Origin of the sequence: Halovenus salina, from assembly GCF_026410925.1 — an archaeon.
GTDB lineage: Archaea > Halobacteriota > Halobacteria > Halobacteriales > Haloarculaceae > Halovenus > Halovenus salina.
This window is the reverse complement of the sequence record NZ_CP112972.1, coordinates 117,217-138,272: the sequence shown is the minus strand read 5'-3', so window position 1 is coordinate 138,272 and position 21,056 is coordinate 117,217. Positions and strand designations below refer to the sequence as shown.

19 protein-coding genes are annotated in these 21,056 nt (G+C 62.5%); 3 read left to right on the top strand and 16 right to left on the bottom strand.

Annotated features, from left to right (window positions below; genetic code table 11):
• Nucleotides 1-15 precede the first annotated feature (15 nt).
• The 16 genes from OSC37_RS00705 to hisH all read right to left on the bottom strand — a co-directional run bounded on the left by OSC37_RS00705 (nt 16) and on the right by hisH (nt 15,673).
• Nucleotides 16-522: a universal stress protein gene (locus OSC37_RS00705; protein ID WP_267162685.1), complete on the bottom strand. Its 507-nt coding sequence runs from the start codon at nt 520-522 to the stop codon at nt 16-18.
• A 269-nt stretch (nt 523-791) separates the two neighbouring features.
• A complete protein-coding gene (mfnA, locus tag OSC37_RS00700; protein ID WP_267162684.1) occupies nt 792-1,865 on the bottom strand; it encodes a tyrosine decarboxylase MfnA in 1,074 nt (357 codons plus the stop codon).
• Between the two features lie 41 nt (nt 1,866-1,906).
• Complete coding sequence (gene ppsA / locus OSC37_RS00695; RefSeq protein WP_267162683.1) at nt 1,907-4,186, bottom strand: phosphoenolpyruvate synthase; 2,280 nt, start codon at nt 4,184-4,186, stop codon at nt 1,907-1,909.
• A gap of 65 nt (nt 4,187-4,251) precedes the next feature.
• On the bottom strand, nt 4,252-5,118 hold the full coding sequence (locus OSC37_RS00690; RefSeq protein WP_267162682.1) for a PhzF family phenazine biosynthesis protein: 867 nt from the start codon (nt 5,116-5,118) through the stop codon (nt 4,252-4,254).
• A 42-nt stretch (nt 5,119-5,160) separates the two neighbouring features.
• Nucleotides 5,161-6,258 carry a class III poly(R)-hydroxyalkanoic acid synthase subunit PhaC gene (gene phaC / locus OSC37_RS00685; protein ID WP_267162681.1) on the bottom strand — a complete coding sequence of 366 codons (1,098 nt, stop codon included), beginning with the start codon at nt 6,256-6,258 and terminating at the stop codon, nt 5,161-5,163.
• A 118-nt stretch (nt 6,259-6,376) separates the two neighbouring features.
• A complete protein-coding gene (locus OSC37_RS00680) occupies nt 6,377-7,078 on the bottom strand; it encodes an adenosylcobinamide amidohydrolase (protein WP_267162680.1) in 702 nt (233 codons plus the stop codon).
• Nucleotides 7,071-8,075, bottom strand: a complete 1,005-nt coding sequence (locus OSC37_RS00675; RefSeq protein WP_267162679.1) for a threonine-phosphate decarboxylase — start codon at nt 8,073-8,075, stop codon at nt 7,071-7,073. Before OSC37_RS00675 ends, OSC37_RS00680 begins: the two co-directional genes overlap by 8 nt.
• On the bottom strand, nt 8,065-9,072 hold the full coding sequence (gene cobT, locus OSC37_RS00670; protein ID WP_267162678.1) for a nicotinate mononucleotide-dependent phosphoribosyltransferase CobT: 1,008 nt from the start codon (nt 9,070-9,072) through the stop codon (nt 8,065-8,067). The genes OSC37_RS00675 and cobT overlap by 11 nt, the downstream gene beginning before the upstream one ends.
• The gene (locus OSC37_RS00665; protein WP_267164135.1) at nt 9,069-9,611 is read right to left on the bottom strand and encodes an NTP transferase domain-containing protein; all 543 of its coding nucleotides are present in this window, start codon (nt 9,609-9,611) and stop codon (nt 9,069-9,071) included. Before OSC37_RS00665 ends, cobT begins: the two co-directional genes overlap by 4 nt.
• Entirely contained in the window at nt 9,611-10,354 is a 744-nt protein-coding gene (cobS, locus tag OSC37_RS00660; protein WP_267162677.1) for an adenosylcobinamide-GDP ribazoletransferase, read from the bottom strand. Before cobS ends, OSC37_RS00665 begins: the two co-directional genes overlap by 1 nt.
• Complete coding sequence (gene cbiB, locus OSC37_RS00655; RefSeq protein ID WP_267162676.1) at nt 10,345-11,298, bottom strand: adenosylcobinamide-phosphate synthase CbiB; 954 nt, start codon at nt 11,296-11,298, stop codon at nt 10,345-10,347. The genes cobS and cbiB overlap by 10 nt, the downstream gene beginning before the upstream one ends.
• A 10-nt stretch (nt 11,299-11,308) precedes the next feature.
• On the bottom strand, nt 11,309-11,953 hold the full coding sequence (locus OSC37_RS00650; RefSeq protein WP_382186692.1) for an HAD family hydrolase: 645 nt from the start codon (nt 11,951-11,953) through the stop codon (nt 11,309-11,311).
• An 8-nt stretch (nt 11,954-11,961) separates the two neighbouring features.
• Nucleotides 11,962-13,473 (bottom strand): cobyric acid synthase, encoded by a 1,512-nt coding sequence (locus tag OSC37_RS00645; RefSeq protein WP_267162674.1) that lies wholly within the window; start codon nt 13,471-13,473, stop codon nt 11,962-11,964.
• Between the two features lie 6 nt (nt 13,474-13,479).
• Nucleotides 13,480-14,160, bottom strand: coding sequence for a cob(I)yrinic acid a,c-diamide adenosyltransferase (locus OSC37_RS00640; protein ID WP_267162673.1), 681 nt, complete (start codon nt 14,158-14,160; stop codon nt 13,480-13,482).
• Nucleotides 14,153-14,896, bottom strand: a complete 744-nt coding sequence (locus tag OSC37_RS00635; protein WP_267162672.1) for a cobalt-precorrin-7 (C(5))-methyltransferase — start codon at nt 14,894-14,896, stop codon at nt 14,153-14,155. Before OSC37_RS00635 ends, OSC37_RS00640 begins: the two co-directional genes overlap by 8 nt.
• A gap of 108 nt (nt 14,897-15,004) precedes the next feature.
• Nucleotides 15,005-15,673: an imidazole glycerol phosphate synthase subunit HisH gene (hisH, locus tag OSC37_RS00630; protein ID WP_267162671.1), complete on the bottom strand. Its 669-nt coding sequence runs from the start codon at nt 15,671-15,673 to the stop codon at nt 15,005-15,007.
• A 97-nt stretch (nt 15,674-15,770) separates the two neighbouring features.
• Between hisH and OSC37_RS00625 the strand changes: the two genes are divergently transcribed.
• The 3 genes from OSC37_RS00625 to smc all read left to right on the top strand — a co-directional run bounded on the left by OSC37_RS00625 (nt 15,771) and on the right by smc (nt 21,048).
• Entirely contained in the window at nt 15,771-17,093 is a 1,323-nt protein-coding gene (locus tag OSC37_RS00625; RefSeq protein ID WP_267162670.1) for an ATP-binding protein, read from the top strand.
• Nucleotides 17,094-17,175: 82 nt separating this feature from the next.
• A complete protein-coding gene (locus OSC37_RS00620) occupies nt 17,176-17,451 on the top strand; it encodes a DUF7518 family protein (protein ID WP_267162669.1) in 276 nt (91 codons plus the stop codon).
• Between the two features lie 27 nt (nt 17,452-17,478).
• Entirely contained in the window at nt 17,479-21,048 is a 3,570-nt protein-coding gene (gene smc / locus OSC37_RS00615; protein WP_267162668.1) for a chromosome segregation protein SMC, read from the top strand.
• Nucleotides 21,049-21,056: the final 8 nt, after the last annotated feature.

The window sequence follows — 21,056 nt, the reverse complement described above, 5'->3', positions numbered from 1 at the left end:
AGAAATAAGAACACCTCACTCTGGGATGTAAAAGTCAGATTTCGCCTCTTGAGATGACGCATTTCTTATTTTAGCTATTTTTGAAGGGGTGCAATCTCGAACGATGACAACATCATAGGCTTGAGCCGTTGCGACTGTGCTTCCCACGCTACTTACCGTTGTCGCGAGTCGCCCGGCATTCTCACTGCCGATGAACACCATCGAAGCGTCCTCTTTTTGTGCTATCTTCCGCACCTGTTTCGCTATTGAACCAGCAGTGGCATAGCGACCCACAACGTTATGTCGGAAATCGGCACTCGGAGACAGATCGGTTACTTGTTCGTGTAATGTGGCGACGATAGTCTCCATCTCGAATTCTTCGTTCTGTTCGAGCCACCCGTGTTCTCTTGCATACTTCGGGTTTCCTTTCGGAATAACACTCACAGCAAGCACGTCTTCGTCGAAGACGCTCCCGAACGCAGTTGCGCGAACAAGCGCTGCTTCAGCGAGCTTTGATCCGTCGAAGGGAACGACTAGTGTCATACTCTCTCACCCCAAGTGTCACGACGCTTCCAGAGTTTCCTCTGTCTGTTCGTCACGGTCGTAGTCTGTGGGTAGATGGCTCGCTCGACAGTTGTGATTTCCATATGCAATATCGTCGTGGAATCTTTATTAATCTATAATCAATTCTTAAAAAGCGGGAAACAACTAATCACACATTTATCCGATATCGCATATGTATATCAGCATCAGCACCCACCGAGTGTGTTCATGATGAAACGCGACACAAAACGAAGCCAGAGACCCTCTCGTCAGTACCAGTCGAGGTCAGCGACAAACGACCGCAACATCGACCGCGTCACATGTGGCATACAGACGATACGCATCTCGCCACTGCCGGTCTTCGAGACGCGCCAGCCCCGCCCGCGGAGTTCGTCAGTCATTGGCACAGAGAGGTCGGCGGTCACCAGCGGCAAGACGGGACCGAACACGTCGTGACCTCGGGCCCGAAGCTGGTCGGCCAGCCACTCGGCGTTGTCCATCGAGCGGCGGTACTGCTCGCGGTATCCCTCCGGCCAGAGCGCCTCCATCGCCGCAACAGCACTCGCAACGCCGGCACCGCTCCGGGTTCCGGTGAGCGTGACCTGCGACGTGGTTTCGAGATAGGGCGTGTCGATAGCGAGCGGGTCGAAAACCTCCTCGGAGCGGGCAACGAGCCCTCCTGAGGGAACGGCGGCCTGGCCCACCTTGTGGGGGTCGATAGTCAGCGTATCGATATCCGCATGACCGAAGTGCCACTCGAAGTCGGTAAAGGGGAGATAGAATCCGCCCCAGGCGGCGTCAACGTGACAGAGCGCGTCGGCATCGTTTGCCAGCTCTGCGATGGCTGGTATCGGGTCGACCACGCCGTACTCCGTCGAGCCGGCAACGCCGACAAGCGCGACGGTATCCTCGTCGACGAGTTCGTTCATCGCGTCCACGTCCGCCCGGTGGTCGGCCGTCGGAGCCGTTCGGAGCTCAACCCCCAATAGCTCGGCGGCCTTCCGGAAGCTGAAATGGGCGCTCTTGGGCGCGACAACGTTCGGGTCATTGGTGTCGGCACGGTTGCGGGCAATTCTGACCGCCTGGATATTCGCCTCGGTCCCGCCGCTCGTGACGTAGCCGGCGGGGTCGTCCAGTCCGGTGACAGCGCCGAGTAGCTCGACGGCCCGCTCCTCAAGCTCGGCGACAGTCTGGTAGGTCCCAGGGTCGCCCGGATTTGTCGCAAGGAAGCGCTCGGCGGCCTCGCGGGCCGCTGGATGGGGCTCGGTACACATCGACGTGAGAACACGGTCGAAATCCTGGGGCTGCATCCCCTCGAGACCCGCCTGCTGTGCCTGCTGCATGACCACTTATTCGATCGGTTCCCGTTTAGCTTCTGTGGTCTCTACCGGACGGATTCAAGCAAAAGCCGCTGTTCGACGCGTTTGACCTCGTGTTGGATGTCTCGGACTGCGTCGATGTTGGCGCTGATCGAGGTGATTCCCTGGTCGACGAGATACCGGACCATCTCTGGGTCCGAGCCCGCCTGCCCGCAGATACTGGTATCCACATCGTGCTCGCGACAGACCTCGATTGTACGAGAAATTAAATCGAGCACGGCGGGGTGCATCGCATCGTAGCGGTCGGCGACTCGCTCGTTGTTGCGGTCGATTGCAAGAGTGTACTGGACGAGGTCGTTCGTCCCAAAGCTGACGAAGTCGACACCAGCCTCGGCGATACCCTCGACAGAGAGCGCGGCGGCCGGCGTCTCTATCATCGCTCCCCAGGTCCGCCTGTTCGTGTCGATGCCCACTTCGTGCATGAGCCGTTTCGCTCGCAGCACGTCCTCGGCGTCGTTGACGAGCGGAAGCATGATCTCGACGTTGTCGTAGCCGAGTTCGTACAGCTTCCGGAACGCGTCCAGTTCGTGTTTGAACGCCTCGGGTTTATCGAGGCTGCGCCGAATGCCGCGATAGCCGAGCATCGGATTATGCTCGACCGGCTCTGCCTCGCCGCCCTCAAGCTGGCGGAACTCGTCTGTCGGGGCATCCAGTGTCCGAACCCGTACCGGGCGAGGGTAGAACTCGTCGGCGACGGTCCGGATTCCGTCGACAAGTGCCTCGATGTACTCGCCTTTGCTGTTGTCCTCGATGAACTGCTCGGGCGTCTGTCCGAGCGAGAGAATCATATGCTCGACGCGGAGGAGCCCGACCCCGTCTGCGCCGGTCGCGGCCGCACGCTCGGCCGCAGAGGAGATCGAGACATTCACTTTCACTTCGGTGGCGGTCATCGGCTTGACCGGCGTATCTGGCCGAACCTGCTCGACCGGGTCCTCGCCGTCGTCGTCTGTGTTCGTTTCAGCCCCGGCAGTAATCGTCCCCTTGTCGCCGTCGATTGTGATGAGCTGTCCATCGTCGAGGTCTTCGGTGCCCGCCTCGGTCCCGACAACTGCTGGAACACCAAGTTCGCGCGAGACGATGGCTGCGTGTGAAGTAGTGCCCCCCTCGTCGGTGACGATGCCGGCGGCGCGTTTCATCGCCGGCACCATATCGGGGGTCGTCATCTCCGTGACGATGATATCGCCTTCCTCGATCTTGTCGAGCTGGTCGAGCTTCCGGACAACCTTTGCGTTACCAGAGGCCGAACCCGGCGTTGCACCCAGGCCAGACAGAATAAGTTCACCGGAGTCACCACCGTCATCTGGCGTTCCGCCATCAGAGACGCCCCCGGCTGCCGTCGATGCCGACTCGTCGATGGTCGTAATCGGACGTGACTGGAGCAGGTACACCTCGCCGTCGTAGATAGCCCACTCGACGTCCTGTGGCTGGCCGTAGTACTCCTCGATCATCTCGCCAGTCTCCTGAAGCTCGGCCAGCTCCTCGTCGGAGAGGACTCGTTGACTCCGTCTGTCCTCGGGTACCTCTCGCTCGACTGTCTCGCCGGTCTCTTCGTCGCGGACGAGCATCATCTTCTTCTCGGCGACTGTCTTTGCCTTCAGCTCACCTGTAATCCTGTCGATAACGTAGTTATCAGGTGTGACAGAGCCGGAGACAACAGCTTCGCCCAGCCCCCACGCCGACTCGATGGTGATCTCTGGCGCGCCCGTCGAGGGATTGCTCGTGAACATCACCCCGCTTTTGTCGGCGTCGACCATCCGCTGGACGACGACAGCGATATCGACCTCGTGGTGGTTGAATCCCTGTTCCTGACGGTAGTAGAGTGCCCGGTGGGTGAACAGCGAGGCCCAGCACTCCCGGACCCGGTCGACGACCTGCTCGCGGGTCACGTTCAGGAAGGTCTCCTGTTGACCCGCAAAGGAGGCGTCGTCGAGATCTTCGAGCGTCGCAGACGAGCGGACGGCGACAGAGGCATCCGCCCCAATACTGTCGAAGGCCTCGAGAATCTCCGCCTCGATGGAGTCGGGCATCGGCGTCTCTGTGATGAGTTCCTGTGCGGCCTCGGCTGCCTCTCCGAGGTCCGGGTCGTCAGCTGCCACGTCGACAACCTCGAACAGTTCCTCGTCGATACCTGTTTCCTCGATAAACGAACGGTACGTCGCGGTCGGGACAATAAAGGCCGGTGGAACTGGCAGATCAGCAGCCCACATCTCCCCGAGTGACGCAGCTTTCCCACCAACAGTGTCGAGGTCGTTTCCCCCGATGTCGTCCAGCCAAAGTACAGCCATGGCGTATGTGATTGAAATTCAGGTACTGTAATGAAGCTTCTGGACGGCGCAATTCAGACCGTCCGCTACACCTCAATAATGTCGTCCCCGTCGTCCTCGGGCAGTGAGATGGTCGTATCGAGTACAGTGAGGCCTCGTCCGCCGACCCGAACCGGCGCAACGAGTGTGGTTTCGACGGTGGCCGGCCGGTCGATGAACCGCCCGCATTCGACGCGGAGGGACTCCCGAGCACCGTCGAAGGCGTCGTGTTTGGCGAGATACTGCCCACAGCCTGCGGTCGCGACGCCGCTGGCAGCTCGTTCACAGCCCTCGACACCTGGGTCGAACACGCGAGCGTGCACGTCAGCGTGTCGCGAGACCGTATCGAAGGTGAAGGCAAAGACTCTGGCCGCATCCGTCTCAGTCAGTGCTGCTGCAAGCGAATCACGGTCTGGACGACAGTTGCTCAGGTCATCCAGAAATCCAACGGGAACAAACAGGGTCCCGCCGAACCCATCGGACCGCGCAATTGGTAACTCTCGGCCGACGTTCGTGATGCCCGCCGCGTCGATTCCGAGAACTGCAGCGAGACGGTCGAACGACACGGTGGTCGGCTCGGCAGTCTGTGCTGGGAGGGTCACACGAATGCCGTCGGTGTCGTGCTCGATTGTGTACTCTCGCTCGGTCCCATCGCATTCGAGAACGGTCATCTCCTCGGGGACCTCGTCGAGGGCGGTCACACCCGCAACTGCGGCTTCGGCGACGTTGTGAGCTGGCGCGCACTCGACGTACCAGAGGCCGTCATCAGTCGACACGGCACCGCTGGCTCCGAACTCTGTGGCGACGGCTCGGAGCTGTTCAGGTGTCACCTGGTCTGTGACCACCGGTACCGGAACACCACCCAGCGGCTCGTCGGCGAAAGAATCGACCAGCAGTACGGATTTCGTCTCCATGGCTGTCCAATCTCCCCGTGCAGTCAAGAAACTGTCCGTTGCTCACGTCTCTGTTGACTCCTCCGGAACAAATACGTCTCGCTGTGCGAGCCAGCGACAGACCTCGGGCCAGAGCTGTTCGTGTGCGCGCTCGGAGACGGAGATGCCGATATGCCCCGCCGAGAACGTTATCAGGCGCTCGTCCTCGCTGGCGACGACATCGTTGAGCACCTCACTGGAGGCTGGTGGGACGATATGGTCGTACTGCCCGACAATCTGGAGCAGAGGAACGTCGACATCAGCGGGGTCGACGCACTCGCCACACAGCGTTATCTCGCCGGCGATGAGGTCGTTGTTCCGATAGACATCGTCGACGAACTCCGTGAAGGCCTGTCCGGCCACGTCGACGCCGTCCCAGGTCCAGCGCTCCATCCGCGCGAACATCTCGACGAACGCCTCATCGTCGAGTTTCTCGAAGAATTGTACGTACTTTGTCAACAGATTCTCGACGGGCTCCATCATCGCGAACTGCGCGGCGAGTAGCTCCGCGGGGACGTTGCCGTACGTCTCGGCAACGACTTCGGGGTCATAAAACTGTGCCCACCGCTCCAGCAGCCCGCCGGTGTCGTCGAAGACGACTGGTGTCGCCATCAGCGAGAGGGTCCGCACCTGCTGTTGGAACCGGGCGGTGTACATGAGCGCCAGACTCCCGCCCATGCAGTACCCCAGCAGATGAACGGAGTCGACAGTCGAGCGGTCGGTGATAACCGAGACGCAGTTATCGAGGTACCGGCAGACGTAATCTTCCAGCCCGAGCGTCGTATCCAGTCGTGACGGCTCGCCCCAGTCGATGAGATACACCTCGAATCCCGCGTCGAGTAGCTGGCCGATAACGCTCCTGTCGGGCTGGAGGTCCAGGATATAGGGTCGGTTGACCAGCGCGTAGACGAGACAGATTGGCGTCTCGTGGCGTTTCTCGGCTGGCTCGTAGTAGTGGAGTTCGAGTTTGTTCTCCTCGTAGATCATCTTGCTGTCGGTATGTCCAACGTCGGGCGAAAAAAGGGTCGTCAACCGGTCTTCGGGGAGCGGTCCCTGCTCGATTGCCCTGGCAGCGAGGTGGGCCAGCCGTTGCCTGAGATGTGCCGGGAGGTCCTCACTCATTCGGGTCGCCTCCGTCGAGCGTATCCCCGGGCGGCGAGCGGCCGGTCGTTGGCGTCGCCTCGCTGCGTTCCATGGTCGGGTTTCGTCCACCCGGGTTGTAGTAGTTTTCTTCGACCCCTCAGAGACGGAAGGGGGTCGGCTGGATTGTTGTCCGAACGCCGTACGCTGCGTCCTCGACGCGTTCGGGGTAGTCCCGGTCGGGATATCGCGAGCGGAGACTCGCCAAAACAGCACTCCGTGTGCAGGCCCGGGCCGCCGAACCGACCTCGGTTGCCGAGCCGGTGTACTCTGCTGGCTCGCCATCAGGGTCGGTCGCGACGACCACAGCATCGGTCGTTGTCCCGGGGAAACCGGCCTCGGCCACAAGCGTCGCGCTCTTTGCCTCCGCGACGACCGCAAGCAGGTTGGCGAGCGCGCCGTCGCCGAGCGCTCTCGTCGTGCCGACGATGAGGTTGACTGTCCCCGGCGGCGTCTCGGGGGTCTCTTCTCCGCTGACATCGGTCGCCGAGGAGTCGACCGGCAGCGCCGCAGGGTTCGATATTCCGGCCGTGGCGTAGACCACAACGGGGCCGTGTCGTGCCCCCCGCGCGTGGTCGAGGTCGACACCGGTGAGAAGCGCCGGCCCCACCTCGGTGAATTCGGCCCTTTTCCGGCGTTTCGAGACGTACTCGTCGAGGTCTGTTCGCCCCCAGCCTTCGGGGACCGAAATATTGTACGCAGCGTCTGCCTCGGTGATGCCGCCGTCGTATCCACTCGACAGCCAGCGCGTCCCGTCTCGGGCCAACTGAAGCACCTCCGCTCGAACGGTGGCCTCAAACATCACCGAGCACCTCACACAGTCGGTCGTTCTCGGACGGGAGACGCACCGCGACTCTGATGTGAGAATCGAGTCCCCGGAAGGTTCGCGCGTCACGGACCGCGATTCCCTCGGCTCTGGTCGCTTCGAGCACTCTATCGACAGACCGCTCACCCACGTCCAGCAACAAAAACGGGGCGTCGGAGTCGAACACGTCGAACTGTTCGCCGAGCTCTGTCGTCAGTCGTTCGCGTTCTGTTCGAACCCGTTGGCGTGTCTGTTCGACGAACTCCCGCCGGCCCATGCAGTACTCGCCGACAGCGACCGCCGGAGCGCCAAGATTCCAGGTCTGTCGAGCAATCCCGAGTCGCTCGCGGGTCGTTCCGGTTGCAGCCAGAAAGCCGGCACGGATGCCCGGCAGTCCGAACATCTTGGTCAACGATCGGGCGACGACGACCCCGTTTTCTCCGGCCAATGAGGGGTGGTCGGTAAAGTCGAGAAACGCCTCGTCGACGAGCAAGACCGTGTCATGGTCGCGACAGCGGGCCGCGAACGCACGAAGCGCCGTGTCGTCGTACACTTCGCCGGTCGGATTGTTCGGGTGACAGATAATGACCATTGCATGCTCGCTCGGGTCAGCGTCGAGTATCGCGTCGTGGTCGACAAAGACGGGAGTTGCTCCCTGGAGGCGAACCTCGCGGCTGTACTCGCCGAAGCTCGGTGCTGGAAGCAGAACCGAGTCCCCTGACTGGAGTGACACCTCCATCGCCAGTCGCATCCCGGCCAGTCCCCCAGGCGTCGGCACGACGGCATTGCTCGCACAGTCCACGTAGTCGGCGGCGGCCTCGCAGAACGCTGCTGGCGGGTCCTGTGGGTACGACCGCGCTGCCCCGAGTGCCGACTGATATACCTCCGCTACACCCTCCGGGCTCTCCGGATTCGTGTTCGCACTGAAATCCAGCACGCCAGTCTTCCCGCCGTGTTCGACGCGCTCGACACCATCGACGGCATCAGGGTCCATCCGGCTCCCCTCTGTCGTCGGTGAGTTCGTCGTACACCTCTTCGATGTGTCCACGCACATCGCTCATCGGGGCCTCACGTTCTGCTGCGAACGCCAGTGCACCCCCCATGCCGACGCCCTCTTTGGCTTCTCCCTGGCAGTATTGTCTCATTGCGACGTGGTCTGTCTGGTCGAACCTGGGGTCGGTCACCGTCAGATCGATGTCGAGGGCGTCCGTCGCGTCCTGCAGGTCCTCGGTGTCCTCGTCGACGAAGACTGTCGTCGCGAGCGAGAGGTCCGCCTCCACCCCGAGGTGTCTGAGCAACGCGGCGGCGGCGACCATCTGGGTCCCACCCGCCAACGTCACTGCCGTCCCCGAGTCGAGCGCGCCGGCCGCCACACCCATCACAGTCGGCATGACCGGGTCGCCGACCAGCCGAACTGCCTCCAGTGGGTCGCCAGCTGCGTCCCCGTAGCCGACAGCGCTCGATTCGAGGCCCGCCTCAACGACTTCGGCTTTCCGGCCGAGCGGATTCTCCGGGAGCGAGGAGGAGACGCCGTACGGCTCACCAAGCGCCCGCATGACGCCGAGCGCTGTCGTCGTCCCGCCGGGAACGCTTTCGCCGATGAAAACGCGCTCCTCGGAGAGCGCACGGCCGACCGCACTGGCGCGGTCGAACAGTTCCTCGGCGTCTGGCACGGCCTCGGCTTCGCGGATGTCTGCCCCCGGGCTATCACCGACTGAAATTGTCGGTGCGGCAGTATCGACGGCCAGCCCCGCCTCGATCGCGACGGTCTCGAATCCGAGGAGGTTCCGGACGCCACGGGTGATGAGTGCGGGAGTCGGGCAGCCAGTCGGACTCATCGGCAGGATATCCGAGAACACCGGGCGGCCATAGGTCACAAGTTCGAGGTCTACGGCGGGGGTATGATACGTGAGCGCCGGGTTGGCTCCCGCGGCGCTGATACCGTCAATTGTCGCTGTCGCGGTCGACCCGCCCACCAGGACGAACGTCACAGCAACGCCTCCGCTATCTGTCCGTCTTGCTGTCTGTTCACGTTCACGGCGAATCTGCTGTCTTCGGTCACGTACATGTTGTCCTCTCTATCGTCGACGATGTTAATCCCGCTCGGAACGAGATTATGCCCGTTTCTCTCGACGGTGATATCGTAGCTCAGGCCAAGGGACGCCTTCAGGGCCGTGGGCGTGTAGACGCTGAGTGAGCTGTCTTCGTGAGCCGCTAGCACGCGGTCGACAGCCTCTTCGTCGAGCAGCGGAAGGTCGGCAGCGACGGTCAGCACAGGTGTCTCGATCTCTTCGAGGACGTGCTGGAGGTCCTCGACGTAGCCGGTCCCTTCCGTCTCAACGACGCTGACTGACTCAGCGGCGAGCGTGTTTCGGGTCGCGGGTGTCGCCGGAGAGACCGCGCCGTAGACACCGTCGACCGAGCTGGCTTCGAGCGCGGCGAGAACCCGACAGACCATCGGCTCGTCGCCGATTTCGTACAGCGGCTTCTCGACGGACGCGTCGAGTCGAGTCCCCCGACCGCCACACATCACAACTGCGTCCACGCAATCACCCCCGCATGCAGTGCGACGACCCGGGCTATCTCGTTTGCCGCGCCGAACACGTCGCCGTTGACGCCACCGAGGCGACGACGCGCCACCCGGAAAACGACAGTCACCGAGACCAGCCCGGTAACGAGGGAAACGCCTGCGGCCGGATGTGGCCACGTTGCCGCCGCGGCTGGGAGGGCAACGACGGTAGGCAGTACGAGGTCGCGAGGCGAGGATTCTGCGGTCAGCGTTGCGGCCATCCCCTCGTGTGTCGCGGTGCCCACACAGACGAGTGTCGACATCCCGAGCTTCGCGGACACCTCCGCAGCGATCACCAGTCCCAGCCCAGCGCGGGGGTCAACAGCCAGTGAGACCGCCGCGGATGCCAGGGAAGTAACGAGAACGGCCACGGCGACGACCGCGCCCACGCCGACGGTCGTATCTTTCAGCACCTCGCGGCGCGTCTCGGCCGACCCGTGGACGACCAGGGCATCACCCAGGTCAGCCAGCCCGTCGATATGCGTGATGCCGGTGAGCAGGTAGAGCCAGGCCACGTAGATGGCCGCGACAGTCGGGTCGGGTGCTGGAACGAACAGTGCCAGCCCCGCCAGCCCGCCGATTGCGTACCCGGCCAGGGGAAATGTGACAGGAGACTCCCTGAACGCAGTCCAGGCACGCTCGTCGTGGCCAACCGGAATCCGCGTCAGGAACCCAAACGCACCCCGGAGTGCACTCAGAGCCACACCATCACCTCCGCACGAGCGAGGACGGCGGCGGCCGCGACGGCCAGGACTCCCGCGATGGCGACGACTCGGAGACAGCTGTTTGCCTGCTCGACAGTCGGGTAGCGGGCGATTTCGTTCAGCGTGTACGCGCCCGGCTTCGAGAGTTTGACGCTTGCCGCGGCCGCGAGCGTCGCCATCGGCCACCCGGAGTTCGGTGAGGCAGGCCTGTCGGCCCACGGCCGGCCGCGGCCGACAGCACCGGGGTCCCAGGCTGCGAGCGCGAGCAAGACGGCACTTGCCCGTGCCGGAAGCCACATCACAAGGTCGTCGAGCCGGGCGGCCGCCGACCCGACAGGCTTGGAGTGGTAGCCGAGCATCGAGTCCATCGTATTGATTGCCTTGAGTGTCGCCGCCGCGCCGACGCCGACGGCAAGTGATAGCTGTGACCCTGCAGCGAAGGCGAGCACCGGGCCGACAAGTCCGTCGGCCAGGTTTTCGGCAGCGCTTTCGACGGCGGCACTCCGGAGTTGCTCCGGCGAGAGTGAGTCGGCGTCACGACCCACCAACGCGTGGACGTTATCCCGGGCAGTCTCGGCGTTTGACTCTGTCAGCGCTATTACCTCGCTCGCCCTCGACAGCAACATCCGGTAGCTGAACGTGCTGAACAGCGCGAGCGCCGCGACGGCGGTGCCGAAAACGGCACCAGCCCGGAACGCGATAGCAGTCAGGGCCGCCAGTGTACCGCCAGCCGCGAGTGGCAACGCCACGGCCAGAACCAAGCCGGTCGCCCGCGGCCGTCGCCACTCCCTATCGAAGCGCCCGACGACGCGTCCAAACCAGACGACAGGATGGACTCGCTCAGGAAACTCCGAGACCGTCACGTCGAGCAGAAACGCGAGAGCGAGCGCTGTCGCCGGTGAGCCAAGCGCCCGGAATATCTCGGTCGGAGTTTCGACAGCCATCGGTATCTCGTTACGGGTTGTTTGGTCGGCCATCCCTGATAAACGCTGGCAGCGAATCCAGGGAGTGCTCGTCTACGAGCGCCACAGTCGCACCGACCGCGTCCGCCCCACCGTCCGTCTCGGGGTTGTCACCGACATGGACCAGGCTCGACGGAGCGACACTGAGTTCTCGGGCGACGGCCTCGAAGGCGCGTTCGTCCGGCTTGCGCCAACCACAGTCGACGCTCGTCACCACTGTGTCGAACAGACTTGCCTCCAGGGCAGACTTCGAGAGTGTGTACTCGACCAGCCCCGGAACGCTACAGTTCGAGAGGATGCCAACCGGATATCGGTCCCGGAGCGTGCGGACCGCCTCGACGGCACCCTCACGTGTTGTTACGTCCGTCTTGAAGGCAGCGAGGACTGCCTCCTCGATGACGTCAGCCGATTCGGGCGGTGTCTCGACGGCACTTTCGGTCAGTGTCGCCCGGACGTGTTCGGGCATCGAGACTTCAGCCCCGGGTGGTGCATTTATCTGGGGCTGGCGGTACCGGCGTTGCCAGTCCTCGGGCACATCTACCCCGCGGGCCTGTAGCTCCCGGGCGACCAGTGCGGCTGGCTCCTCCGGTCGCTCGACTGCGACGAGCGTCCCGAAGAGGTCGAAGCTGACGGCAATCTCTCGGGTCACGTCGGACTCACCGTCCCGTCTGCCGGATACCCCAACTCCGCCGCGAGCCAGTCGCTGTCGATATCGGAGACGAGCGCCGCGGCGGCGTCGTACGGTGACTCTCGGTTTTCGGCGGTGGCTGGTCGCTCTTTGTTCGCACGCTCGAAGACCACGTCGAGAAACGCCTCCCGGATGGCGCGGTTCTCGAAAAGACCGTGCAGGTACGTTCCGAGCACCGACTCCGTGGCGGTACTCCCATCGTCAAGTGGCTCCGCTGCGTCTGTCAGTTGCGTCGTTCGGCCCATGTGAATCTCGTAGCCGGTGGCTCTCCCGGTCGCGCCGGCGATTGGTCCGGTCCCCTCGACGGAGACGGTCGTCTGTCTGACCGCCTTGTCAGATTGGAATCTCGTCTTCACAGGCAACAGTCCAAGTCCCTCGACGCGGTCGTGAGCCGCGGTCGATTCGACGGCGGCGTTGGTAATCTCTCTCCCGAGCATCTGATACCCGCCACAAATTCCCACTATCGGCCCCTCGAATGCCGTCAGGTGCTCGTCGAAGCCCGCCGCCTTTAGGGCGAGCAGGTCGTCGACAGTGTTCTTGGTGCCGGGGATGACGACCGCGTCGGCGTCGAGCGACGGTGTGTACAGGGGCAGATAGGCGACTCGGACTCCCGGCGCGTTCCGGAGCGGCTCCATGTCGGTGAAATTCGAGATGTGTGGCAGCCGCGGGACGCCGACGGTGACCGACTGCGCGGGAGGGTAGTCGTCCTCGCCGCGAACGGCTCGCTGTCCTTCAGGAGGCAGAGAGACGCTGTCCTCCGCCGGCAGCCCGGGGTCCTTGTAGGGGAGGACGCCGACGACCGGGACCCCGGTCAACGATTCGAGTTCCTCGATACCGGGCTCCAGCAGCGTCGGGTCGCCACGGAACTTCGTTATCAGGGTTCCGGCGACGCGGTCGCGCAGGTCCTCGGGGAGCAGTTCGAGTGTGCCATAGAGGCTGGCGAAGACGCCGCCGCGCTCGATATCGCCGACCAGAAGGACCGACGCGTCTGCGAACCGTGCCGTTTCGACGTTCGCCAGGTCCCGGTCGTGGAGGTTAATTTCTGCGATACTGCCCGCGCCTTCTGCGACAATTACCTCGTGTTCGGCCGCGAGACGATTGTATGCGTCGACGGCGGCCTCCAGTGCTTCCTCCCAGTGGCGCTCGTAGTACGACCCGGCGTCGTAATGGCCGACAGCCTCGCCGTCGAGCACGAGCTGGCTCTCGGTGTCGCCGCGGGGCTTCAACAACACTGGATTCAGGTCTGTCGTCGGCGTGATGCCAGCGGCCCGGGCCTGGACGTACTGGGAGACGCCGATTTCTCCCCAGTCGTCGCCGGAAACCACGGCCCGAGCGTTGTTGCTCATGTTCTGGGCTTTGAACGGGGCGACATCCACGCCAGCGTCGGCGAGCAGTCGACAGAGGCCGGCGACGACGGTGCTCTTGCCGACGTGACTTGCGGTCCCTGCGACCAGCAGTGTCTCGGCCATCCCTCCTCAGAACTCCGTCCCTTTTCTGGCTCGGTGCCCCGACGAGAAGGGATGTTTTTCTTTGCCTACTTCGGTGACGAGGTCTGCGTGGTCGTAGAGGTAGTCGGGTTTCTTGTGGCTTCCGGTCACGACGAGTTCGAGATTCGAGGGTTTCCCCTCGACGAGATCGAGCACGCTGTCGGGGCTGATGAGGCCGCGATTGGCCGCGTACAGAATCTCGTCGAGCACCAGCATGTGGACGCCGTCGTCGGGGTCGCCGCCGAGTTCGAGCGGCTCGCTCAGGTCGGCCTCTCCCGCAGCATCGACAAGGTCACGGGCACGCTCTAACCCCTGTTTGGCCTCGCGCTCGTGGTCGTCGTCACTGGAGTCGTCGAGGCGGCCGTGCCAGCCGTAGTGGCCCGCGTTCTCGTAGGAGATGGCGGGCATCGCTGCGATAGCGTTGTACTCGCCGCGAACGTCCTCCACGCTTCCGGTCCCGCCTTTCATGAACTGCAGGACGTGGACGCGGTAGCCGTGGCCGGCTGCCCGGAACGCCATCCCAAGCGCGGCTGTTGTCTTGCCCTTTCCGTCGCCCCACCAGGCCTGGACGAGGCCAAACTTCTCTGGGGCGTCCGGACGAATCTCCCGGTCGTCGAGACTCGACTCGGTTCCCTCTCCCTGCGTCGCGTCGTTGTCGTGTTCAGTCATCGCTGTGAGTCGCTCGTACTGTCAGTATCGTCCGGTCGGAGTATCGGTCTTGTGCTGTCTGTTCGACCGCCGCGAGAGCTGCTAGCGTCGTCTCCTCGATTGATTCGTCCGGAAGTGTCAGCTCTTCCAAGACCAGTGCGGTCGTATCGGGGTCAGCACCACGGTCCAGAAGCGCTCGGGCAATCTCCGGGGGCATCCAGTCGTACGGTCTGACAATGACGAGCAGATGTCGGCCGCGACCGAGTGCCTCGGCGAGTCGGTCGAACTCGCCGGTCAACTCCCCGCGGCGGTGGAGGCTGGCGAAGGTAGCGTACTCGAACGGAATCCGGGACCGGGAGGCCGCAATCTGTACCGACGAGATACCGGGCACAACCCGAACCGGTCGGTCGACCGCCCGCTCGACGCGGCCGAGAAACTGATAGCCAGAGATATTCGGGTCTCCCCAGAGGGCGGCGACGCCGCGCTGGCCGGCAGCGACCCGTTCGGCGAACTCGGCCAGGCGCTCTGTCTGGTCGTCGTACGAACACCGGAGTATCTCCGCGTCGCCGATGTCCGCGACTCTGTCGACGACCGTGTCGAAGCCGACGATAACGTCTGCCTCGGCGACACACTGCTGGGTGCGCTGTGTCAGAAACGCCTCGTTTCCTGGCCCGACGCCGATCGCATAGACCGGGTCTGATACCGGGTCCTGTTCTGGACTGCTGGCCGCGTGTCGAGCGAGGGTATCCGCGGTCATACCCGACCGCTCCCCCACGCAACTGAGATTGCTCGCATTAGTTCAATTAAATTTGGGATAAGTAAATAAAGATTGCTCTAGCGAGGGCGGCCTAGGTCCGGGGTCCGGTCACCGCCCGTCGGCACAGAGGTCGACGAAGTTTCGGAGAATCTGGAGCCCGGTTTCGCCCGACTTCTCGGGGTGGAACTGGGTGCCAAAGACGTTGCCCGCCTCGTTTGCGATGACACTCGGGAAATCGATCCCGTAGTCCGTCGTCGCAACGACGGCGTGTTCGTCCTCGGGGTCGGCATAGTACGAGTGGACGAAGTAGGCGTACTCGTCGTCGACGTTTCGGTCGGCACTCCCACCGGCCACGAGTGGGTGGTCGCGCTGATTCGAGAGGCGGTTCCAGCCCATCTGTGGAACCTTGACCGTGTCGGGGAATCGGCGGTTGGTTCCGGGAATCAAATCGAGGCCGCGTGCCTCGCCCTCGCCTGCGTGGTCGGCCTCCTCGCTGGTGGTCAGCAACATCTGCATCCCCAGACAGATACCAAAGAGTGGCGTTCCGGCGTTCGCTTCCTCAACGAGCAGGTCCCGGAAGGGACCGGCATTCTCCATCCCTTCGCTGAACGCACCAACGCCCGGCAAAACGATTCCATCGGCCCCGGCAATCGCGTCACGGTCGTCGGTCACGTCGACCGCTGCCCCAGCGCGTTCGAGTCCTCGGGTCACACTTCGGAGATTTCCCAGCCCATAGTCGACGACAGCAACCTCGGCGGCAGTCTGTCTCGTGCCCATAGTTGTCGTGATGGGCCCCCTGTGTAAGTGAATTCGCTTTGGCCTGTGCCACGCGCTTCGATTGACTTATTCCTACCCGGTGACTAGTCTCGTCGGGATGACTGATTCGGACTTCGCCGTCGTCGAGTTCGTGTTGACTGCACTCACCTACAACGAGGACGATGAACTCGACCCGGACGACCTTCCGCCCGCCTACCGGACGCCGTTCTGGAGCGAGGGGACCATCGAGCGGCCGCTGGCGGTCACTGTCGATACGGTAGCAAAGGCCACAGGGGCCTCACACCCATGGGAAGCGGTTTCGGGGCTCATGTTCACCGACTACGACGACTTCACCGGAGAGATCCAGTTCACCGACCGGTCGATGGCCCGGGACTGGTATCTCGACCGCGTCGAGGACGACGACCTCGAAGAGAATCCCGTTCTCACGGCGGCATACGAGGACGACCGGGACGTGAGCCACGTCCACGCCCGAGAGAAAAATCGCCCAGCGAGAGCCGACCGGGCCTTCATCGACGCACTGCTGGATGAGTACTTCGACGAGGATGAGGAAGACGAGATGCTCGACCTCGTCGACGTGCGTGCGCCCGAAGAAATCGAGATGACACTCGACGATATCATCCTCACGGGCGAACAGGAGGGCGAGATTCAGAAAATCGTCAAGGCAATCGAACACCGCGAGTACCTGGCGAACATCGGCCTCCGGGAAATCGGCAAGCTGCTGTTTGTCGGGCCACCCGGCACCGGGAAGACATCGGTCGCACGCGCACTGGCGAGCAAGCTTGGCCTCCCCTCTGTCGAGGTGAAGCTCTCGATGATTACCAGCCAGTACCTCGGCGAAACAGCCAAAAACGTCGAGAAGACCTTCGAGGTCGCCAAGCGACTCTCTCCGTGTATTCTCTTCATCGACGAGTTCGATTTCGTGGCGAAGACGCGTGCGAGCGACGAGCACGCCGCAATCAAGCGTGCAGTCAACACACTTCTCAAGAGTATCGACGAAGTATCACTTATCCGCGACGAGGTGTTGCTCATCGGCGCGACCAACCACCCAGACCAGCTCGACGCGGCTGCCTGGCGGCGCTTCGACGAGATTGTGAACTTCCCCAAACCCGACGCGCCGATGCGGGCAGGCATCCTCGAAATCGTCACACGAGACATGGAAATCGTCGATTTCGAGCCCGAAGAGCTCGCGGAGTTGACCGAGGGACTGACCGGCAGCGACCTGCGTCTGGTGCTCCGGGAAGCCGTCCTCGAGGCACTCACCGAGGAGCGGACGACACTCACCCAACAGGACCTCGTCGACGCCGTCGCCGACTTCGAGGAGCGAGATACCCTCAAGAACTTGGACATGATAGAGGGCGACCACGACGCGCTCGTCGCCGGCGGAAGCTTCGATGGCGATGGTCACGACCACAACCACTGAGCCGACCGTGCCGGAGGAAATGTAAGAAAAGAGGGTTTTGTCTGACGTACGTTTATGTGGAGTGGCAGATACTGTCATTACTATGTGTGGCAACAGAGTCGAGGAACTGGAAGCGCGCGTTCAGGAACTTGAGGCCTCTGTCGAAGGGTTGACTGACGAGCTCGTCGAGTGCAAGGTCCGACTGCGGGAGTTAGAGAACGCAGTCGACGACGAGCTCGGATTCGTCCCGGAGACTGAGAGTGAACAGACAAGCACCGAGACAATCCAATCGCCGGAGGCAGACGAAGCAACTAAAACCGAGGCCGCCGAGGAGGAAGATAACACGGAGGAGTCGGACAGCGATATTATCGTCGCCTAAGGCCGACGCTCCGCCGCGAGCACCCCTATGTATATCAAAGAGCTCGTCCTCGACAATTTCAAGAGTTTCGGCCGGAAGACTCGCATCCCGTTTTACGAGGACTTTACCACTGTGACCGGTCCGAACGGGTCGGGAAAGTCGAACGTCATCGACTCCGTTCTGTTCGCCCTTGGCCTCGCACGTACCTCTGGCATCCGGGCCGAGAAGCTGACTGACCTCATCTACAACCCCGGCCATCAGGAGGGCGAATCCTTCCAGGGCCAGCGAGAGGCGAGTGTCGAGGTCGTGATGGACAACGCGAACCGAACGCTCAGCCGCGCCCAGGTGGTCAACGCCGCCGGGAGCGACGACGTCGGCGATGTCGACGAGATAACGGTCAAACGCCGAGTCAAAGAGACCGAGGAGAACTACTACTCATATTACTACATCAACGGCCGGTCAGTCAATCTCTCCGACATCCAGGACCTGCTCGCACAGGCAGGCATCACTCCCGAAGGATACAACGTCGTGATGCAGGGCGACGTTACCGAAATCATCAACATGACACCAGGCTCTCGTCGGGAGATAATCGACGAGATTGCCGGCGTCGCGCAGTTCGACGAGAAAAAGGAGGCTGCTTTCGAGGAACTCGATGTCGTCGAAGAGCGCATCGACGAGGCAGACCTCCGTATCGAGGAGAAGACAGAGCGCCTCGACCAGCTCGAAGATGAACGCCAGACGGCACTCCAGTATCAGGAACTCCGCGAGCAAAAGGGGACCTACGAGAGCTACCGGAAGGCCGCGGAACTCGAAGACAAGCGCGCCGACCGCGAGGAGCTAGAAGAGCAAATCGCGGAGACCGCGGAGACACTCGAAAAACGCCAGGCGACACTCGACGAGCGCCAGGGCGAGTTAATGCGCGTAGAGAGTGACCTGGAACACCTCAACGGCGAAATCGAGCGGAAAGGCGAGGACGAACAGCTCGCGCTCAAACGCGAGATGGAGGAGATAAAGGGCGACATTGCCCGGCTCGAAGACAGAATCGAGAACCAGCGCGAGCGCATCGAGGACGCCGAGAACGAACGCAAACAGGCCTTCGTCGAAGTTGACCGCAAGCAGGAAGAACTCGACGAAATCGAGAGCGAGATTCGAGAGCTGAAAGTCGAGAAATCCTCGATTGCGGCCGACGTACAGGAAAAAGAGGAGTCTCTCGAAGCCGTCGAGACTCGCATCGACGAGGTCGGCGAGGAGTTCGAGGAAGTCAAAGAGGAACTCCAGGAGAAAAAGACACAGCTCGAAGAGACGAAAGCCGAGAAAAACGACCTCCAGCGCGAACAGGACCGACTGCTCGACGAGGCGCGCCGACGGTCCTCCGAGAAACGCGAAAAAAAAGAGGCAATCGAGACCGCCAGCGAGCGGATTCCCGAGCTGGAGGCGGATATCGACGACCTCGAAGTGGAACTCGACAAGGCAAGAGACAACCACGAGACAATCGGCGAGGTTGTCGACGACCTCCGAATCGAGAAACGCGAGCGACAGTCAGACCTCGACGAAATCGAGGATGAACTCAACGCGGCCCAACAAGAGTACGCCGAGCTGGAGGCCAAGGCCGGCCAGTCAGAGGGGTCGTACGGCCGAGCGGTGACGACAGTTCTGAACGCGGATATCGACGGCGTTCACGGTACCGTCGCCCAACTCGGCAGTGTTTCGAACCAGTACGCGACCGCGTGTGAGACCGCTGCTGGTGGCCGACTCGCAAACGTCGTGACCGACGACGACCAGGTCGGCCAGCGCTGCATCGAGTTTCTCAAATCCCGCAACGCTGGCCGGGCAACCTTTCTGCCGATTACGAAGATGCGCCAGCGCTCGCTGCCCTCGCTCCCGAATCACGACGGTGTCGTCGACTTCGCGTACAACCTCGTCGACTTCGGTTCGGAGTACGCCGGCATCTTCTCGTACGTGCTGGGTGATACGCTCGTCGTCGACGACATCGAGACCGCCCGCGAACTGATGGGCGAGTTCCGGATTGTCACGCTCGACGGCGACCTCGTGGAGAAATCCGGCGCGATGACCGGCGGCTCGAAGAAGGGGTCGCGGTACTCCTTCGAGGGGACCGACGGCAAACTCGAACGGGTCGCGGCCCGAATCAACGACCTCGAAGACGAGCGCCAGTCGATTCGGACAGAGGTTCGCGAACTCGAAGACCGCCTCGAAGACGCACGGGACCGCGAGACAGAGGCCGCAGAGCAAGTCAGGGATATCGAGTCCGAGATCGAGAAACGCGAGAGCGAAATTGAGGAGACAGAGGCCCGTATCGAGACGCTCAACGAGGAGCTGGCCGAAATCGAGGCCGAGCGTGAGGCAGTCTCCGAGAAGATGGACGAGCTGGAGGCGGCTATCGCCGAGCAAAACGAGGAGATTGCGGCAATCCAGTCGACAATCGAAGAACTCGAAGCAGAGGTAGAGGATTCGGAGCTACCGGAACTGACGGCCAAAGCCGAGTCGATTCGAGAGGATATCGACGACGCGAACGCCCGCATCGACGACCTCGACGGCCAGCTCAGCCAGCTCTCGCTTGAACAAGAGTACGCCGAAGAAGCAATCGAGGAGCTGAACGAGGATATCGAGGCGGCCCAGGAGCGCAAGGCAGAGGCCGAGGAGACAATAGTCGAACTCGAAACAGAGATCGACGAGAAATCCGACCGACTCGACGAGAAAGAAGCCGAGGTGGCCGAACTCGAATCCGAGCTGGCAGAGCTCAAGGCAGAGCGCGAGGAGCTCCGCGACGAGGTCGAGACCGCTCGGCGCGAGCGAGACGAAGCCAGAGAGCAGGCCGCGGCCGTCGAGAGCGAACTCGGCGAACTCAGACAGGAACGGGAGACACTCGACTGGGAGATTGAGGAGCTCGAAGCCGAGGTCGGCGACTACGACCCCGAAGAGATCCCAGACCACGAGGAAGTCGAGGCCGAAATTGCACGCCTCGAAGGTGAGATGACGGCGCTGGAGCCGGTCAACATGCTTGCAATCGAGGAGTACGACAGCGTCAAAGAGGACCTGGACGAGCTCCGAGAGCGGAAGGCGACACTCGTCGAGGAGGCAGAGGGAATCCGCGAGCGCATCGACACCTTCGAGGCACGCAAGAAAGAGACGTTCATGGACGCCTACGAGGCAATCGACGAACAGTTCCGCGATATCTTCGAGCGGCTCTCGAACGGGACGGGTCGCCTCCATCTCGAAGACGAGGACGACCCCTTCAACGGCGGCCTGACGATGAAAGCCCAGCCCGGCGACAAGCCGATTCAGCGGCTCAACGCCATGAGCGGCGGCGAAAAGTCACTGACAGCGCTCGCGTTCATCTTTGCCATCCAGCGACACAACCCCGCCCCGTTCTATGCACTTGACGAGGTGGATGCGTTCCTCGATGCGGCGAACGCCGAACTCGTCGGCGAGATGGTCGACGAACTCGCCGGCGAAGCACAGTTCGTCGTGGTCTCGCACCGCTCGGCGATGCTCGACCGCTCGGAGCGGGCAATCGGTGTCACGATGCAGGACGACAACATCTCCGCGGTGACCGGTATCGACCTCTCGGGGAGCGAGGAGGTGCCGGCGGATGACTAGAGGTGAGT

Excerpts from the sequence above, each read along its gene's own strand:
- OSC37_RS00705 (WP_267162685.1), bottom strand. The coding sequence starts at position 522 with ATGACACTAGTCGTTCCCTTCGACGGATCAAAGCTCGCTGAAGCAGCG.
- mfnA (WP_267162684.1), bottom strand. The coding sequence starts at position 1,865 with ATGCAGCAGGCACAGCAGGCGGGTCTCGAGGGGATGCAGCCCCAGGAT.
- ppsA (WP_267162683.1), bottom strand. The coding sequence starts at position 4,186 with ATGGCTGTACTTTGGCTGGACGACATCGGGGGAAACGACCTCGACACT.
- OSC37_RS00690 (WP_267162682.1), bottom strand. The coding sequence starts at position 5,118 with ATGGAGACGAAATCCGTACTGCTGGTCGATTCTTTCGCCGACGAGCCG.
- phaC (WP_267162681.1), bottom strand. The coding sequence starts at position 6,258 with ATGAGTGAGGACCTCCCGGCACATCTCAGGCAACGGCTGGCCCACCTC.
- OSC37_RS00680 (WP_267162680.1), bottom strand. The coding sequence starts at position 7,078 with ATGTTTGAGGCCACCGTTCGAGCGGAGGTGCTTCAGTTGGCCCGAGAC.
- OSC37_RS00675 (WP_267162679.1), bottom strand. The coding sequence starts at position 8,075 with ATGGACCCTGATGCCGTCGATGGTGTCGAGCGCGTCGAACACGGCGGG.
- OSC37_RS00665 (WP_267164135.1), bottom strand. The coding sequence starts at position 9,611 with ATGTGTGGCGGTCGGGGGACTCGACTCGACGCGTCCGTCGAGAAGCCG.
- cbiB (WP_267162676.1), bottom strand. The coding sequence starts at position 11,298 with ATGGCTGTCGAAACTCCGACCGAGATATTCCGGGCGCTTGGCTCACCG.
- OSC37_RS00645 (WP_267162674.1), bottom strand. The coding sequence starts at position 13,473 with ATGGCCGAGACACTGCTGGTCGCAGGGACCGCAAGTCACGTCGGCAAG.
- OSC37_RS00640 (WP_267162673.1), bottom strand. The coding sequence starts at position 14,160 with ATGACTGAACACGACAACGACGCGACGCAGGGAGAGGGAACCGAGTCG.
- OSC37_RS00635 (WP_267162672.1), bottom strand. The coding sequence starts at position 14,896 with ATGACCGCGGATACCCTCGCTCGACACGCGGCCAGCAGTCCAGAACAG.
- hisH (WP_267162671.1), bottom strand. The coding sequence starts at position 15,673 with ATGGGCACGAGACAGACTGCCGCCGAGGTTGCTGTCGTCGACTATGGG.
- OSC37_RS00625 (WP_267162670.1), top strand. The coding sequence starts at position 15,771 with ATGACTGATTCGGACTTCGCCGTCGTCGAGTTCGTGTTGACTGCACTC.
- OSC37_RS00620 (WP_267162669.1), top strand. The coding sequence starts at position 17,176 with ATGTGTGGCAACAGAGTCGAGGAACTGGAAGCGCGCGTTCAGGAACTT.
- smc (WP_267162668.1), top strand. The coding sequence starts at position 17,479 with ATGTATATCAAAGAGCTCGTCCTCGACAATTTCAAGAGTTTCGGCCGG.